At 62.5% G+C, this 15,631-nt stretch carries 15 protein-coding genes, 1 tRNA gene and 1 pseudogene; 7 read left to right on the forward strand and 10 right to left on the reverse strand.

What is annotated here, in order from left to right:
- Positions 1 to 24: 24 nt before the first annotated feature.
- From V5734_RS20485 to V5734_RS20515, 7 genes are all read right to left on the reverse strand, one after another.
- The gene (locus V5734_RS20485; protein WP_347313680.1) at positions 25 to 954 is read right to left on the reverse strand and encodes an AEC family transporter; all 930 of its coding nucleotides are present in this window, start codon (positions 952 to 954) and stop codon (positions 25 to 27) included.
- 16 nt (positions 955 to 970) lie between these two features.
- On the reverse strand, positions 971 to 1,771 hold the full coding sequence (locus tag V5734_RS20490) for an MBL fold metallo-hydrolase (protein ID WP_347311453.1): 801 nt from the start codon (positions 1,769 to 1,771) through the stop codon (positions 971 to 973).
- 1 nt (position 1,772) lies between these two features.
- Complete coding sequence (locus V5734_RS20495; RefSeq protein ID WP_347311454.1) at positions 1,773 to 2,579, reverse strand: TatD family hydrolase; 807 nt, start codon at positions 2,577 to 2,579, stop codon at positions 1,773 to 1,775.
- 63 nt (positions 2,580 to 2,642) lie between these two features.
- Positions 2,643 to 3,770 carry a DNA polymerase III subunit delta' gene (locus V5734_RS20500; RefSeq protein WP_347311455.1) on the reverse strand — a complete coding sequence of 376 codons (1,128 nt, stop codon included), beginning with the start codon at positions 3,768 to 3,770 and terminating at the stop codon, positions 2,643 to 2,645.
- Positions 3,767 to 4,378 carry a dTMP kinase gene (tmk, locus tag V5734_RS20505; protein ID WP_347311456.1) on the reverse strand — a complete coding sequence of 204 codons (612 nt, stop codon included), beginning with the start codon at positions 4,376 to 4,378 and terminating at the stop codon, positions 3,767 to 3,769. The genes V5734_RS20500 and tmk overlap by 4 nt, the downstream gene beginning before the upstream one ends.
- Before the next feature lie 8 nt (positions 4,379 to 4,386).
- Positions 4,387 to 5,556 carry a D-alanyl-D-alanine carboxypeptidase family protein gene (locus tag V5734_RS20510; protein ID WP_347311457.1) on the reverse strand — a complete coding sequence of 390 codons (1,170 nt, stop codon included), beginning with the start codon at positions 5,554 to 5,556 and terminating at the stop codon, positions 4,387 to 4,389.
- A 21-nt stretch (positions 5,557 to 5,577) separates the two neighbouring features.
- Positions 5,578 to 6,627 carry an SPOR domain-containing protein gene (locus V5734_RS20515; protein WP_347311458.1) on the reverse strand — a complete coding sequence of 350 codons (1,050 nt, stop codon included), beginning with the start codon at positions 6,625 to 6,627 and terminating at the stop codon, positions 5,578 to 5,580.
- Between the two features lie 241 nt (positions 6,628 to 6,868).
- Here V5734_RS20515 and V5734_RS20520 point away from each other — a divergent pair.
- Positions 6,869 to 6,958: transfer RNA gene (locus V5734_RS20520), tRNA-Ser, on the forward strand.
- A 270-nt stretch (positions 6,959 to 7,228) separates the two neighbouring features.
- The gene (locus tag V5734_RS20525) at positions 7,229 to 7,471 is read left to right on the forward strand and encodes a hypothetical protein (protein WP_347311459.1); all 243 of its coding nucleotides are present in this window, start codon (positions 7,229 to 7,231) and stop codon (positions 7,469 to 7,471) included.
- 146 nt (positions 7,472 to 7,617) lie between these two features.
- Here the strand turns inward: V5734_RS20525 and V5734_RS20530 are convergent, their stop codons facing one another.
- Together V5734_RS20530 and V5734_RS20535 are read right to left on the reverse strand one after the other, a co-directional pair.
- A complete protein-coding gene (locus V5734_RS20530) occupies positions 7,618 to 8,775 on the reverse strand; it encodes a hypothetical protein (protein WP_347311460.1) in 1,158 nt (385 codons plus the stop codon).
- Between the two features lie 322 nt (positions 8,776 to 9,097).
- Positions 9,098 to 9,688, reverse strand: a complete 591-nt coding sequence (locus tag V5734_RS20535) for a hypothetical protein (RefSeq protein ID WP_347311461.1) — start codon at positions 9,686 to 9,688, stop codon at positions 9,098 to 9,100.
- A 71-nt stretch (positions 9,689 to 9,759) separates the two neighbouring features.
- Here V5734_RS20535 and V5734_RS20540 point away from each other — a divergent pair, with 71 nt between their 5' ends.
- The 4 genes from V5734_RS20540 (at position 9,760) to V5734_RS20555 (ending at position 14,062) form a co-directional block, all read left to right on the forward strand.
- Positions 9,760 to 10,047, forward strand: coding sequence for a hypothetical protein (locus V5734_RS20540; RefSeq protein ID WP_347311462.1), 288 nt, complete (start codon positions 9,760 to 9,762; stop codon positions 10,045 to 10,047).
- Between the two features lie 97 nt (positions 10,048 to 10,144).
- On the forward strand, positions 10,145 to 11,035 hold the full coding sequence (locus V5734_RS20545; RefSeq protein ID WP_347311463.1) for an SH3 domain-containing protein: 891 nt from the start codon (positions 10,145 to 10,147) through the stop codon (positions 11,033 to 11,035).
- A gap of 80 nt (positions 11,036 to 11,115) precedes the next feature.
- Positions 11,116 to 11,901 (forward strand): CPBP family intramembrane glutamic endopeptidase, encoded by a 786-nt coding sequence (locus V5734_RS20550; protein WP_347311464.1) that lies wholly within the window; start codon positions 11,116 to 11,118, stop codon positions 11,899 to 11,901.
- Between the two features lie 88 nt (positions 11,902 to 11,989).
- On the forward strand, positions 11,990 to 14,062 hold the full coding sequence (locus tag V5734_RS20555) for a M13 family metallopeptidase (protein ID WP_347311465.1): 2,073 nt from the start codon (positions 11,990 to 11,992) through the stop codon (positions 14,060 to 14,062).
- 217 nt (positions 14,063 to 14,279) lie between these two features.
- Here the strand turns inward: V5734_RS20555 and V5734_RS20560 are convergent.
- Positions 14,280 to 15,124: pseudogene (locus V5734_RS20560) on the reverse strand (IS110 family transposase); the annotation flags it as partial.
- A gap of 317 nt (positions 15,125 to 15,441) precedes the next feature.
- On the opposite strand from V5734_RS20560, the gene V5734_RS20565 reads away from it, so the two are divergent.
- Positions 15,442 to 15,609, forward strand: coding sequence for a hypothetical protein (locus V5734_RS20565; protein WP_347311466.1), 168 nt, complete (start codon positions 15,442 to 15,444; stop codon positions 15,607 to 15,609).
- Positions 15,610 to 15,631: the final 22 nt, after the last annotated feature.

Here is a 15,631-nt window from a genome sequence, read left to right on the forward strand (position 1 = left end):
TAATGGGATCTGATCCCGACTGTCTCACCCCAGAAGATTGAGCCAGACCGAGACGGTCAGGACCGACAGGGCGGTGGCCATCAGAACCGCCGTCGCCGCGACCCGTTTTGCGACACCGTACATGTTGGCGAAGATGTAGGAATTGACGCCCGGCGCCATGGCCGCCGTCAACACCGCCGACCGGAGCGGCCCCTGGCCGAGCCCGAGCGTCTGGCCCATTCCCCACGTGATCACCGGATGCAGGATCAGCCCCACCGCGCAGACATACAGCACGGTGACCATGTCGCCTTCGGGACGGTAGCGCACCAGAACCCCGCCAAGACCGAAAAGCGCCGCTGGTAGTGCCGCACGAACCATCAGATCGACCGCCTCGGTGAAGACCTGCGGCGGAGTGGTTCCGCTCAGGTTCACGGCAAAGCCAAGCGCGATGCCGATCACCAGCGCGTTTCGAAACATCGCCGTGAATACCGCTCGGCCCGTGCTCAGAAGACCCCGGCCGGAATGCCGCACCACCTCCATCACCGTGATGCCAAGCGCATAGCAGTATGGCGAATGCACCGCGATGATCGCGTAGTTCGGGGCAAGCGCCCCTGCCCCATAGGCCCGTTCCGTGATCGGCAGGCCGAGCAGAAGGGAATTCGAGAACAGGCAGCAGAAACCGATCGCGACCGCATCTGGCCACGGGCGCCGGAAAATGAACCGTGCCCCCAATAGCCCGGCAAGGAAACCCGCGGTCGCGCCGGTGTAGAAGGACAGAAGCAGCGGCCACTGAAACGTCTGGCCGAGATCGAGATCGGAGATCGCCCGGAACAGCAGGCACGGTATGGCGAAGTTCTGCGTGAACTTCATCAGCCCGTCTACGCCCGCATCGGAAAAGAGGTTCAGCCGGACAGCGGCGTAACCGAAAGCGATGACCAGAAAAACCGGAAGCGTGACGTCGAGAAGGGACTCGATCGGCAGGTTCAACCGCTCAGACCTCGAATTCCAGCACCATCCCGTCATAGGCGGCGCTGATGTGGTCGGGGGTTTCGGCCTCCACCGTCGCATAGTCGATGTCGATATGCATGTTGGTCAGAACCCCACGCTTCGGCTTGGCCCGCGCCAGCCATTCGAGCGCGAGGGCAAGATGCGCATGGGTCGGATGCGGCGTCCGGCGGAGCGCGTCGACGATCCAGCAGTCGAGCCCGTTCAGGTGACTGTCCCAGACCGGCTCCTCGATCTTCAGGACGTCAGGCAGGTAGACCACCTTGCCGATGCGGAATCCGAGCGCGTCGATATCCCCGTGATCGACCTCGAACGGATCGAACTCGATCGGACCGCCGGCACCGTCGACGATCACCGGCCCCCTGATCGTGTGCAGATCGCAGATCGGCGGATAGGAGGAGCCTTCGGGTTGCACGAAGGCATAGGCGAAGCGCGACATGATCTCGTGCTGAGCCGCGCCATCGGCCCAGACCTGCACCCGCTTGCGGGTCAGGAAGACGATCTGGCGAAGGTCGTCGAGGCCGTTCACGTGGTCGGAATGGGAATGCGTGTATAGCACCGCGTCGAGCGACGACACTTCCTGACGGAGGAGCTGTTCCCGCATGTCGGGCGACGTGTCGATCAGGACGCGGGTCGTGCCGCCGGCGTCGATCCGTTCGACCAGGAGTGAGCAACGGGTGCGGCGGTTCCGGGGGTTCTCCGGATCGCACGCGCCCCAGATCCCGCCAATTCGCGGCACCCCGCCCGAAGAGCCGCAGCCGAGGATGGTGAACCGCATCAACGCCATGTCACGCCGCCTTCGCGGCCGAAGCCGCCTTGGTGAATAGCCGGTCGAAATTCGCTTCGGTGCGCCGCGCAAAGTCCTCGTATGAAAGTCCGAAGACCTCGGCCCCGACCTTCGCGGTATGCATCGTGTAGGCCGGTTCATTGCGGCGGCCGCGATGCGGCGGCGGCGCGAGGTACGGCGCGTCGGTTTCCACGAGGATTCGGTCGAGGGGGGCGGCGGCGAAGATATCCCGCAGTTCCTGGCTTTTCGGGAAGGCCGCGATGCCGGACATCGAAAGGTAGAAACCCAGGTCGAGCGCCGCGCGGGCAAGGTCCGGCCCCGAGGAATAGCAATGCATGACGCAGGAATAGGCGCCGGCCCTGTGTTCCTCGGCCAGGATACGCGCCATATCCTCGTCCGCAGCGCGGGCGTGGATGATCAGCGGCAACCCGGTCTCGCGCGCCGCCGCGATATGGATGCGGAGCGAGCGTTGCTGCACCTCGGCACTGTCCGCCGTGTAGTGGTAGTCCAGACCCGTCTCGCCGATGCCCACGAACTTGGGATGCTTTGCCAGCGCGACAAGGCCGTCCACGGTCGCCATCGGCTCCTCGGCGGCACTCATCGGGTGGGTGCCGGCGGCGTAAAACACGCCCGCATGCGCCTCGGCAATGGCGCGGACGGCGGGTTCGTTCCTCAGCCGCGTGCAGATCGTCACCATCCGGCGCACACCGGCCGCACTGGCACGGACGATAACGTCGTCCAACTCCTCCGCGAAATCCGGGAAGTCGAGGTGGCAATGGCTGTCGGTTATGCGCGGCAGGGAGGTCATGAGCCAGCCTTTAGCGCGTTTTTCCGGCAATGGAAATGCGTTGGCGGCGGGACCCTGCGATGCTCAGGCCGCACCTTCGCGCGCGGCCTCGTCGATCTTCAACACCATGTCGAGGATGAGCGCGGCCGGGTCGAGATTGACCGCGCGGCCATGCCGAGCGCGGGCGCCGAGACTTTGATGCAGGGCCGCCCAGCGACGCCCGGCCCCGGCATCAGGCGCAAGGCGGGCGAGGAGAGCGGCTTCGCCCGGTGCGGCTTCCGCCCCGGCCGTGCCAAGCGCACCCGTGCGGGCAAGCCGGGCGAGGAAAAGGTCCATAAGCGACAGAAGCAGGTCGAGCTTTTCTTCCGCGCCCCGCATCGCGGCCTTCTCGGCAAGTTTCAGCGCCTGCATCCGATCGAGCCGCGGCAACGTCGCGAAAAGCGACACGATGGACGCATAGGTGTCGAGCCCGTCGAGATTGGCAAGCCGGATCGCCTCGCCCACGGATCCGGCGGCCAGCACCGCAAGGGCGGTGCTGTTGCCCGCATCGACGCCGGCCATCGCCATCGCCTCGGCCAGATCATCCGGGCGGAGCGTCGCTAGCCGCAGCTCGCGGCAACGCGACCGGATCGTCGGCAAGAGCCGGGACGGCTGGTGCGAGACGAGAAGGAAGGTGACGCCATGCGGCGGCTCTTCCAGCATCTTCAGGAGCGCGTTCGCGGCGGCAACGTTCATCTCGTCAGCCGGATCGACGATCACCGCGCGGCGACCGCCATCGGTCGCGGACATGTGCAGGAAGTTCTTCATCCGCCGAACCTCGTCGACGGTGATGACAGTCTTGAGCCGCTTCTTCTCGTCGTCCCAGGCACGGCGAAGGACGAAAAGCCGTCCCTCCGACCCGGCATGGATGCGGCGCGCGACCGGATGGTCGGGCGCGATGTCGAGCGGTTCGGGTGTGGGCGGAGCGTCAGTGAAAAGGCCGCCGCCGTCGTCTTCGGGCGTGGCAAGCAGAAAGCGCGCAATCCGCCAGGCCAGCGTCGCCTTGCCGACGCCGAGCGGGCCGGTAAGAAGCCAGGCGTGATGAAGTCGTCCGGCGGCGTATGCATCGAGAAACGCGGCTTCCGCCCCACCCTGCCCGATCAGCCGAACGGTGTCGCGCGGATGCGGTGCCCCCTCGACCCGGTCGGGTTCCGGATGCGCCTCCTCGCTCATGCCAGAGCCTTGTCGGCGACGGCCGCAATATCCGCCGCCACGGTATCCGGTGGACGATTGCCGTCGATCACCCGGCACCGCCCGGGAAATTCGGTAGCGAGGGCGAGGAACCCCTCGCGCATCCGGTGTTGCAGGTCGGCCCCGAAATCCTCGAACCGCTCCTCGGTGCCGTTGCGGCTCTTGGCGCGGGCAAGGCCGGTATCGGGATCCATGTCGATGACGAACGTGAGGTCGGGCTCGCGCCCGATCATCAAAGCGTGGAGCTTGTCCACGACCGCCCTCAGATCCCCACGGGAAAGGCCCTGATACATCCGGGTCGAGTCCGCGAAACGGTCGGAGATCACGATCTTCCCGGCGGCAAGCGCGGGCTCGATCACCCGCTCAAGATGATCGCGGCGGGCTGCGGTGAAAAGCAGGATCTCGGTCTCGGCGGACCAACGGTCGGGATCGCCCTCGAGAACCAGCCGCCGGATCTCCTCCGCCCCCGGGCTGCCACCCGGTTCGCGGGTCAGGACCACGTCGCGCCCTACGCTTCGCAGATGCTCGGCCAGACGCAGTGCCTGGGTGGATTTCCCGGACCCGTCGATCCCCTCGAACGTGATGAACATCGCCTTGGTCAGCTTTGCAACTCGGCAACTTCGGCCACAACCCGTTTGGCAAGGATGCCGAACGCCGTGCGCAACCGGCTGGTGAAGCCGCCCTTCGGCACGGCCCGTTCCGCCACAAGGGGAACGGTCACGACGGGTATACCCGGAATTTCGATCTGCATCTCGGCCAGCTTCTGACCGTCCTCGATCGGCGCTTCGATCGGGCTGGAATAGACGACATTGGCCTTCAGCTTGTCCTGCGCGAGCGAGGGCAACAACAATTCGACGTCATCGCCGACGACAAGCCCGACACTCTGCGCCTCGCCCAGCCAGACATCGGCCTCGGCGATGCGGGTGCCCTTCTGGGCGACCGTCTTCTGGACGAATTCGCGAAAGGCCCAGTTGGCGATCGCCTCGGCCTCCTGCGCGCGTTCGGCCTCGCTTTCCATCCCGGTGAGGACGAAGACGATGCGCCGGCCGTTCTCATGCACGGCAGAGCCGACGAGGCCGTAGCCGGCTTCGGACGTATGACCGGTCTTGAGCCCGTCAGCCGTCCAATCGCCGCTGCCGCTGGTACGCAACAACGGGTTGCGGTTGCGCGAATTGGCGGGCACCCGATCCTTGTAGTTGTACTCCGTCATCGCGAAATACGGATAGAAATCGGGAAATTCGGTGATCAGGCGCGTGGCGATGAACCCCAGGTCGCGCGTGCTCATGCGCTGATCCGGGTCAGGCCAGCCCGAGGCATTCGCAAAGGTCGACTGGGTCATGCCAAGATCCCTGGCGCGCTGCGTCATCAGTTTCGCGAAGTTTTCCTCCGAACCGGCAAGGCCCTCGGCGACCACGACGCAGGCATCGTTGCCCGAGTTGATGATGATCCCGTGGATCAGTTCTTCGACGGTGGGACGGTCGTCGGGCTTCACGAACATCTTCGACCCGCCCATCTTCCAGGCTTTGGTCGACACGGAGAATGTGGTGTCCATTCTGGCACGCCCGTCCCGCAACGCCTCGAACAGCATGTTCAGCGTCATCAGCTTCGACATCGATGCCGGAGGAAGCATCTTGTCGGCCTCCTTCGCCAGAAGCACGGTACCCGTGGTCACATCGTAAACCCAAGCCGAGCCGGCCCGCGTTTCGAATGCACGGGCCGGCAGCGCGGCGAAAAGGCCGATCAGAAGAATGGCGGCAAGGCGGATCATGTGGGCGCCGAGGCTCCTTCGCTAGTTGGATACCGGATAGGCGTCGGGATAGCCGATGCCCTTGACACGGGATGCGAGCGCGTCGCGCTCGGCGACGCTTGCCGCCGGGCCGACGATCACCCGCCAGTATGTCTTGCCCTGGCTCTGATCAGCCTTCACGGTCGCTGTCATGCCTGCGGATTTCATCTGGTCCGCCGCCCGCTTGGCGTTCGCCTCGACGGTAAAGATGCCGATCTGGACATAGGCCCGCTTCAACGTGGACGCTGGGGCCGGGGCGGGTGCGGCCACAGGGGCCGGGGCGGCGGCAACAGCGTCGGCGCGATCGATCGCGGCGGCGGCAGAGGCGGTCAGAGGATCGAGTGTCGTCTGTTCGATCTGCCCGGTCGGCGCCGCCGTGCCAGCCGGCGCGGTTGTGGCCGGATCGGTCTTGGGTTTCTTGCGGAGGAAGCCGAAAAGCCCACCCGATTTCTTGGCCGGGGCAGCCTTTGCGCCCGCTTCTGCCGTCACGGCGGGCGCGGCATCCGCACCCGCGGCGGCAATGGTCGGTTCCGCGGCGCCGGTTGCCGGCGTCTCAGCCTCCGGGGCCGGCGCCTCGGCCACCGCCTCCTCCTCGACGATATCGATCTCTGCCGGCACCGGCTTTTCCTCGCGCCGGAGCGCCACGACGCTCAGATCCGTGGGTTGCCCCGCGAGCATGCCGAGCGCTTCGGCCGCGTCGGAGGACACCTGGAGGCTCGGCCCCGGATTGTCCCGTTCGCGCCGGAAGAGCGCGCCCACCACCGATTTTCCGTTCTTCGGGTTGCGGATCATCACCCGCTCGGGATCGACCACGCTCGAATGCGCGACCCAGACGCCGCCCAGCGACGGCCGCCCGTCCCAGAGCCCCGCGCCGGTCAGGTTGAACACGTTCGGGGCTTCGACGTCACGCTCGACCGAAACCGGGGAGGCCACGGAGGAACCCGCTCCGCCGGGCTGAGCCGCCCCGAAGGGTGCCTTGCCCTCTTCGCATCCTGTCAGCGCCAGAGCGGCTGCAAACGCCACCCAAAGTTGCGCCTTCCCCTGCCTCATCATCCTCGCCCCCGATATTCGCGCAGACGCTTCGCCGCGCTTGACCTGCCCAGAAAGAAAGGCCCGGTGGAACCCGAATGGGAACCGAGCCGACCCTTGCGCCCGATATGACACGCCTTTGCAGCGCTTGTCGGCAGTGTAGCGGTTCGCAGGAGCCAAGAAAAGGCCGTGCGATCCGCCGCGCGGATTTCGGCCCGCCCGCACCTTTCAGAATCGCGTGAGCCGCGGTAAGGGCGGTCGGGTCGGAGGAGTGGCAGAGTGGTTTAATGCACCGGTCTTGAAAACCGACGTAGGTGAAAGCCTACCGTGGGTTCGAATCCCACCTCCTCCGCCACCACACTTGATTTAACTATTTAATATTAAAGACTTGACCGGAAGATATGACAGTCCATCCCCCATTTCGACCACCATTACCTTTTTGAAGCCCGCCCTATCAAGGACGGATAATGTTACGGTTTATGGTGAGTGAACGGGGGCAGCGGTCCCGAATGCTTGGCCGCTAGCGATTTTCCCTCCCCCCCCCCTCGCCAAACAAATTCTCTGCGCCGAGCTTGGCTTCCGACTGCCGCTTTACCGAATGCGGAAACTTTGCTTAGAACAAAGGATGAACACTCGAATTGTCCTGACCGCGCGGTTCGGCCTCCGCGTCGAAGACTTCATGGATTGCCATGTGTTGACCGTCGAATGTCTGCACTGCGGCCACAAGGGCCATGTATCAGCCGCGACACTGCGGAGCATGTTCAAGCCTTATGAGCGCATCAAGCTGATCGAGCACAAGCTCCGTTGTAGCCAGTGCCGGAGGACGGGCGGGAGCCACTGGTATGTGGAAGAGATCAACGCTGAATAGGCGTTGGCACATGCAGCGCCAAGGTTTGCTTTGCGGGCTTTGCTATCGTTCACTCCTTCGCAGCCAATGACCGCTCTATAGGCCGAAGCGGACACGCCCATCATCGCGTATGGCAGGTTCCCGCGTCGTGGCTTCTCCCTGGTAACCTAACCATAACGCCTTCGAAGCTCCTTAGTCCAAGTGTTCCAAAGGTTGCACTTTGATAAAATCAATAACCGTGCGACTTGCTGGGCATTATAGACCTCATAGGGTCCGAGACGTGGTGTATCAGAGGAAAATGCATGGGCAGTCATAGTGTTCCGCAAATACTCGCAAAAATTTATAGCATCCGGCAGGGAGACCTGACGGTCGCGAATATCGACCCCATCCGAGTGATCTGAAGGGTCATCGAGCATTTTATAGATATCGATTTCGGTTTGATCGCCACGGGTCACCCAATCAATTGTTTTTTCTGGATCTATCCCGGCCTTTCGCAAACGCTCTTTGAACGGATCCAAGACTTCTGGGTTCCAGACAAAAGTCCCTTGCCCAATTGTTCGCGGTTTCTTTGGGCTCGCCTTCACGCCAAGATCAAGTTCCTCTATGGCTGAATACGCAAGGTTAATCGCTACAGACGTGACCACGTGCGACGAGAAATCGACTGAGTGTTTTTGAAACGCTTGTTTGAAACGAGGATGCATCGACCACGGCGTGACACTCTCAGTCTCGTAGCTATGTGCCAACTTGTGAATGGCATACACAAGCTTCCTGTCTCGCCAAGCTTCAGCAGCGATTGCGACCGCAACTGGTAGCGTTTCACGGTAGGTAAACCATTGAAAGAAGCCGTCGCTTCGAAAAACGTTCTCAAACGTTGTCCGCCGATCTGCTTCGTCGTCAGGAAGTTTGAACCCGGAAGTGGGTGGGTTCTTAACAAAGGGGAACCCTTCAAGAATAAGGTTTGCTGCGCATACAAGTTGGATAATATTATCGGCCTCGGCTTGTTCTGTCTCCAGCAGAAGCAATCTCCCTTCTTGTTGCCCTTCGCGGCGGATGCCAATGTCTTTCAACGCACTGGCTTGAGAAAGTTCGCTCATACCTCTTTCGGAGAAGGCATATCGCATTGATGGGTCTGGAATGTCCCGTGTGGACCAGTTCGCGGCAGCAAAAATAGAATGAATTAAATCTATTTCACTGGGTTTAAACACAAGAAAGCTACAAAACTCTGGCATCGGCCCCCTCAAAATAAATTTCACATTTAACCAATCGGAGCAAGTTTGCAATGCCCGCTTCCTGGGCATAGCTGCTGTGCGCGCGAGATGCAGCATCGATCACTCTGGGCTCAAAGCGGCCATCCGGCACTCTCACGCGGCAGTACAGTCTTGGGCCTAGATCGAGTTGCTTTCCTCACGGGCCATCCTCGCGATAGCATTTGTTATCCGCCGCAGCTCAACTGCATCCGTTGACCGCCCGCCGTGCTTCCAGTTCCAGTGCGCCTTGCCGCGCGGCGCGCCACCGCACGCGCCATGAACGCGGCAGACGGCCCACCCACGGACCGCTGGTGCCTTGCAGCGCTCTCCGGTGCACTTTGCCGTAGCGCGGCACCTGGGTGCGTCCCTGAGGCGCTGTGCGGGGCTCATGGGGTTAGCGTCACTTTTCTTCATCAATACCCCTCCCCCCATGCTGGACGGGGCCGACAATTGCCTGACCGCCTTCATTCACGGTGACCCGTTCCACTCGCACGACCTGCTGGCCCTTTGACCGATAGCGTTTCAGCGTCTCCATCTGTGTCGCAAAGGTGCGCGTCAACTTGGTCAATGCCCGCTCGGCGCTGTCCTTACTCTGTAGTCCTTCTGCCCAAAGATACCGCCGCGACGAATCCAGCGCGCAGACATGAACCGCCGCCATTTGCGCCGCCAGCATCGCCTCGATTTCGTCCCTCGGTTCCAGGCCGATGATGACGCCCAGCGCAAAGCGCATCGAAACTTCCGATATCTCATTGGTTCGGGAAACCGAGTTTCCGATTTGGCCAAGGAAAGCGTTCAGAAAGCCGGTGTCATACGTTCCCAAGGCCGCCATTAATCGCATGAAATCGTCGGCGCTGTTGTCCTCGCCCACTCGCAAGTTCGCCTCCTTACCGTCCATCGTCACGGACACGGTTGGAGCCTTGTCACGGCGCTTGCGTACCTTCTCGGCCAACTTCGCGATGGTCTCATCCGTCGTCTTGGTCACATTGCTCATTTCGCACCTGCCTATGGCTAAATGTATATATGTCCCGGTTATTGGGACGCGGATTTCGTGGGAACGGCCGATTGCGTCCTAGAAAACAGGACGCCTTTACGGACACCAAGGCGGGCGTGGTGACGGGGTCGATCAGTCTGCGCAGCAACGGCAGCCGGTTGTTCCTGTTGAACCGCAAAGGCGCGACCTGCACGGCCGTCTACAACAATGCGGCGGTCGCCGGATCGACCGAACTCAGCAAGCTTGTTTGTTCGGACGGGAACAACGGCAACGCGACCCTGCGCTACGGGTCGGACGGCAAACCCGCCCATGTGCTCTACAACGCCGGTCTCGATGGCGGCGGCACGGTTCGGTTCTGATGGCGGTTGCGCCATGGCGCGGCGCCCGACGGAAATGGATGAAGGACACACTCGATCACGGTCTGGTCAAGCCACCCGACGAATGGAGGAACTACGAATGAGACCACTACTCTCTGTTGCCGCGTGCCTTGCGCTTGCGACCGCACTGGCTGCGCCGGACAGCGCCCAGGCGGGCGGGGCCGCGACGGCGCTGGGCGCCATGACGGCGCCGCAGATCCCGGCCGTCGCGGCGGGCTCCGACCCCGACATGTTCGCGACCGGCGTGCAGTCCGGACCCGACTTCTGGCAGGTGACCGGGGTGGCATCCAACGACACGCTGAACATCCGTTCGGGTCCCGGCACCGGGAACCGCGTCGTCGCCCGCGCGCCCAACGGTGCGGTGCTTCGCAACCTCGGCTGCCAGGGATCGGGCAGCGCGCGGTGGTGCAAGGTCGAAACCAAGGACGGCACCATCCGCGGCTGGGTTAGCGGCAAGTTCCTGCGGGAATCCGGTGGTAGCTCCTCCGGTGCCGCGGCGGATGTGCCGGAACTCGCCGTGCGGACCTCGGGCGAGATCGAGGTGCGTTGGTCCTCGGGTTGCACCATGCTCTACAACTCCCGCGGCGACCGGCTGAGCACGGGCGGCAGCTGCTCGCGTTCCCAGCGCGACAGGTCCGATGACGCCGTCACCCGCTACATGCGCGAGCAGGGTGGTAGCGCCGCCGAAGGCGGCGGCGCGCCGATGAAGATGAACGGGCTGGGCCGGGTGACACAGGGAGGCCTCGTCACAGGCAAAATCACCTCCAAGAACGGGCGTAGCTATGCCCTGATCCTGACCGCAACGCAGGACGGGTTGACCTGCACCGGCTCCTTCGACGAAGCGCCGGGCGTAGGTGGCGCTTCGAGCACGATCATTCACTGCACCAACGGGAGCAGTGGAAGTGCTATCATGAACGGCAAGACGCTAACCTTCACGGCCGGCGGCAAAGGCGGATACGTGAAGTTCTGACCGAGAACCGGCACGTGCCTGCCCCGCCGGTTGTTCCCTCGCCGGCGGGGCGCTTGGCGCAATGAAACTCAGGTTTGCACATGACCGACGCGTCCGCATTGCCCGATGAGAACGAGCGCTTCGGCTGGCTCGAACGGAAGGACGATGACTTTCCCTACTATCGCGGGCATCCGGTCGAGGTATCGACGGGAGGCTGGATCGTCGTCCTCGTTGCGGTCGTGCTGGGCTTTGTCGAGCTTCTCTACGGCCCGAGGTTCATGCCTGTGGGGGGCGGGCGCTTCGTCGTCGCCTTCCTCTACTGGGCGATCCCGCTCGCGGCGCTCGCGCTTGTCGCGGGGCGTCATTGGCGGGCGCTGTTCCGGCCGTTGAGGGCGGCCGATTTCCTATGGATGATCGGCTTCGCGATCCTGAACGTCATCGTCACGCTTGGCACCGGGACGATCATCACCCGGCTGCTGAATGCGACGGCGAACAAGGCGATTGCCGGCGCCGGTCATCTGGCCGGGGACGACCTACTTCAGCTTTTCGCGCGGAGCGGCATCCAGCTGATCGGCGAGGAAGTCATGTCGATCCTGCCGTTCCTCGCGCTGATGTACTGGCTTTGCGGACGCGGCGGCATGGGCCGGAAATCGGCGATCGTCGTCGCCGCATTGATCGTGGCGGTGCTTTTCGCGGCCGAGCATCTGCCGACCTACAACTGGAACATCCCGCAGACTCTGCTGGGGGTGGGGGTTGCGCGGATCGTGCTGCTTCTGCCCTACATCATGACCAAGAACCTCGCCGTTTCCGCCGGGGCGCACATCCTCAACGACTGGATGTTCTTCGGAGTTTCCGTCCTGAGCGCCGCAACGGCCCCAACGAACTGAAAAGACCCTGCCGGGAGGAACGGGCACCCGGGCAGGTCAAAAGACCGGGCAAATCCTGTCGAACCGAAAGTGCCAGAGGAGAATTGAAATGAAGTCGACGCTCACCCGAACCTCCACGTTGGCGCTTGGCGCCGCACTTCTTGCGAGCACCGCGTTCGCCCGGAACGAGGATCTTCCGCCGCTCGGTCCCGACGACCTCCTCTTCTCGGTCGAGAACATGGATCCAAGCGTCGATCCGCGCGTGGATTTCTACCATTTCGCCGCAGGCGGCTGGCTCAAGCGTGTGCCGCGCCCCGAGAACGAGGCCTCCTACAGTTTCATCACGATCCAGGCGCAGAGGATCGGGGACCAGGTCACCGCCGTGGTGGCCAAGGCCGTCGAGGAGGCAGCGACGGCTCCCAAGGGCAGCCCGACACAAGAGGTCGGGGATTTCTACACAGCCTACATGGACATCGACCACCGCAATGCGGAAGGCATGGCGCCGTTGCGGGGCGAGATGGACAGGATCGACGCCATCTCGTCGCTGGACGATCTGGCCCGCTATTCGGCGCACTTCCTGCGGGTGTCCGGGGTGTTGCTCCTTGCCGGTTTGGGGCCGGAGGGTGATCTGGCGGACAATTCGCGCTACGCGATCTATGCCGGGCCCGGAGAGCCCGGGATCAAGGCGCGTGACGTCTACAGTTCGGATGACAGCGCGCCCCGTCGCATCGCCTACCGCCAATACGTCCACGGTATCCTGACCACCGCAGGCTACGAAGCGGCGGAGGCCGAGCGGGTGACAGACCTCGTGCTCGACCTCGAAACGGCACTTGACACGGCGCAACTCACGGATGCCGAAAAACTCGACTTCAGGAACGTCAACAACCGGATGTCGTTGCAGCAGGCGCAGGATCTGGTTCCGAACTTCGACCTGCGCGCCTTTCTCGACGAAGTCGGAATAGCACAGCCCGAAGAAGTTATCGTGACCCAGCCGAACTACTTCAAGGCGCTGTCGGAGATGCTCGCAAACCGGCCGTTGGATGATTTCAAGGACTATCTGCGGTTTCGGCTGATCAACAAGTATGCGGGCGTTTTGTCGAGCGACTTCGACGAACCTCAGCGCGCGCTGAACGAGGCGTTTTCGGGTGTCGCGACCCTGCGCCCGCTTGCGGCGCGCGCGCAGGGGCTGCTGCAGCAGTCGCTGGGCCAGCCACTCGGACATCTCTACGTCGACGCCTATTATGATGAGGAGACACGAAAGAAGAGCTTCGAATTGGTCGACTACATCGTCGCCGCCTTCGCGGAGCGGATTCCGACGCGCGCCTGGATATCGGACGCCACCAAGCAAGAGGCGCTGGCGAAGCTGAAGGCGTTCAACAACAAGGTCGGATATCCCGATACTTGGATCGACTACTCTTCGGTCGACATTGTCCCCGACAATCCGGTCGCCAACCTGATGGCAATTGCGGAATTCAACATTGATCGCGATCTGGCCAAGCTCGGCGGTCCGGTTGTGCGTGACGATTTCAACAGTGAGAGCACGCTGCCGACGGCGATGAATGCGCAATACAACGTGCAGATCAATGGCTTTCAGATCACCGCCGCAATCTCCCAGCCGCCGGCCTTACAGCCCGATGCGGATCCGGCCGTTCGGTTCTGCCGCTTCGGCGGGGCAATCGGGCACGAGGCCACGCATGGATTTGACACGCTCGGCCGGCAGTTCGACGCCAAGGGAAATCTGCGCAACTGGTGGACGGATGAAGACACCGCGGCCTTTGTCGCCGAGGCGAAAAAGCTGGTCGAACAGACCGAAGACACCGAAATCGCTCCGGGCCACTCCGGAGATGGCAAGTTATGGGTAACCGAGAATATGGCAGACGTCGGCGGTATCAAGCTCGGCTATACGGCATTGATGAATTACCTAGCCGATCATCCCGACGAGAATGTCGAGATCGACGGGTACTCGCCGGCGCAACGCTGCTTCATCGCCTGGACGCAACTCTGGGCCGAAAATGCCACCGAGCCGTTCCTGATCAACGTGGCCGAGAGCGGCGATCACCCGCCCAATATCTACCGGGCAACTGCTCCCCTGCAGCATTTCGACCCCTTCTACGACGCCTTCGGTATCAAGGAAGGCGACCCGATGTGGCTGCCGCCTGAAAAGCGGGTGAATGCGTGGTGAGGCCTTTGCGATCCTCAAAACGTAGCGTTGGATGCGTTGGGCGAAAGCCAGACCTGCGCCAAAGCGAATGCCACATCACTAGCGTCAGCCCGGCGACTTCATTTGCTCACTGGTCGCGCCGGGAGTCGCTTCGGTTTTAAGAGAGTGAACCGTCCCGGGTTTGCCGGAGGCTGATTTTGGTTAGTTACGCGGCCATGTCTTCAGTTTCCAGAGCCGCATACCGGCTCCCGCGCTTGGTGATCCGGCCGAGGATGGTGCGGCCCCGGTACTGAACTGTCGTGGAACAAGCCCAACCCATGCCGCGAAGTCGCGGCTACGGTCAAATGCTTCGCCCTTTCCGATCGCCGCAACCATCGCCGTCGAGATCATCGACCCGATCCCTGGGATCGTCATGATGTTGGCGCAGTTCTCCTCGGTGCGGCTGATCTCGGCGATCTCAGCTGACACGGTCTCGATCCTCCGGTCTAGGCAGAGCCAGTCGCCGTAGAGCCCGATCAGGATGCCGCGCATCCGAGGAGATATCTCGTCCCGGCGTTGCTCAAGGATCGCGTCAAACGAGTTCTTCAGCGCCCGAAGACCCGATCGGACAGTGATGCCCTGCCCGATCAGGAAGGTCCGGATCTGGTTGATGGTTGCCGTGCGGCGCGACACGAGCCGTGCGCGCACCCGATGCAGAGCCTGCAGGTCGAGATGGTCCTGACTCTTCTCGGAGACGGTCCGAAGGTTCGGTCGAAGGGCCGCCTCGGCGATGGCTTCGGCGTCGTTGTAGTCGTTCCTCTGTCCCTTGTTGAACGGCTTCACGTAAATCGCTGGGATGATCCGTGGCTCAAATCCCATGACCCCAAGCGTCCGGCTCACGAAATGGGCACTGAGACAGGCTTCCATGCCGACAACACAGCGCGGCAGGTTCTCGAACGTGACGTTCAGCGCCAGCCTCTTGATCTGCTTGCGCAGAACCACCTGACCGCGTCAGTCAAAACCGATCAGATGAAACGTGTCTTTCCCGATGTCGATCCCGACAACCGAAAGGTCCTCGAGCCGTTCTGTATTCTTTGCACACATGGCTGCTTCTCCTGGTGAGACGGATGATCTCGGATCAGGATAACCCGACGGTGTGGAAGCAGCCGGCACATCCCATTAGCAGCCATTCGACGCCCTCCAGGCTGACGGTCTCTTTGCGCCCCAATTGTCGCCATTCAAGCATTTGATTGTCGACCCTGAAAGCAGACGTGCTGGCCCAACGGGGGCTTGGACGAGCTGCGCCACTTCACATGCCTACGAGCCGGCAGGGCATTTTCCGCCGAGAACGGGTATGATACCCATTTTCCCAATAAGGTCGGGTACGGCAAGCGGCACGCTATACGGCTCTGTACGGCGAATTGGACGATGCGATCTTTGCCTATTTCGGGCTGAGCCAAGACGAGCGGACGCTCGTGCTCGAAACCGTTAATGTCCTGATGCCCTCGATCCATCCTCGCAGCTTCAAGAGCCTCGGCACGCCAGCACAGCATCTCGTGAAGGCGGAGGATTTCGACATCAACGCATAGGCGCTCGCCCAGTCATTGACAG

This window comes from Defluviimonas sp. SAOS-178_SWC (assembly GCF_039830135.1).
Taxonomy (GTDB): Bacteria; Pseudomonadota; Alphaproteobacteria; order Rhodobacterales; family Rhodobacteraceae; genus Albidovulum.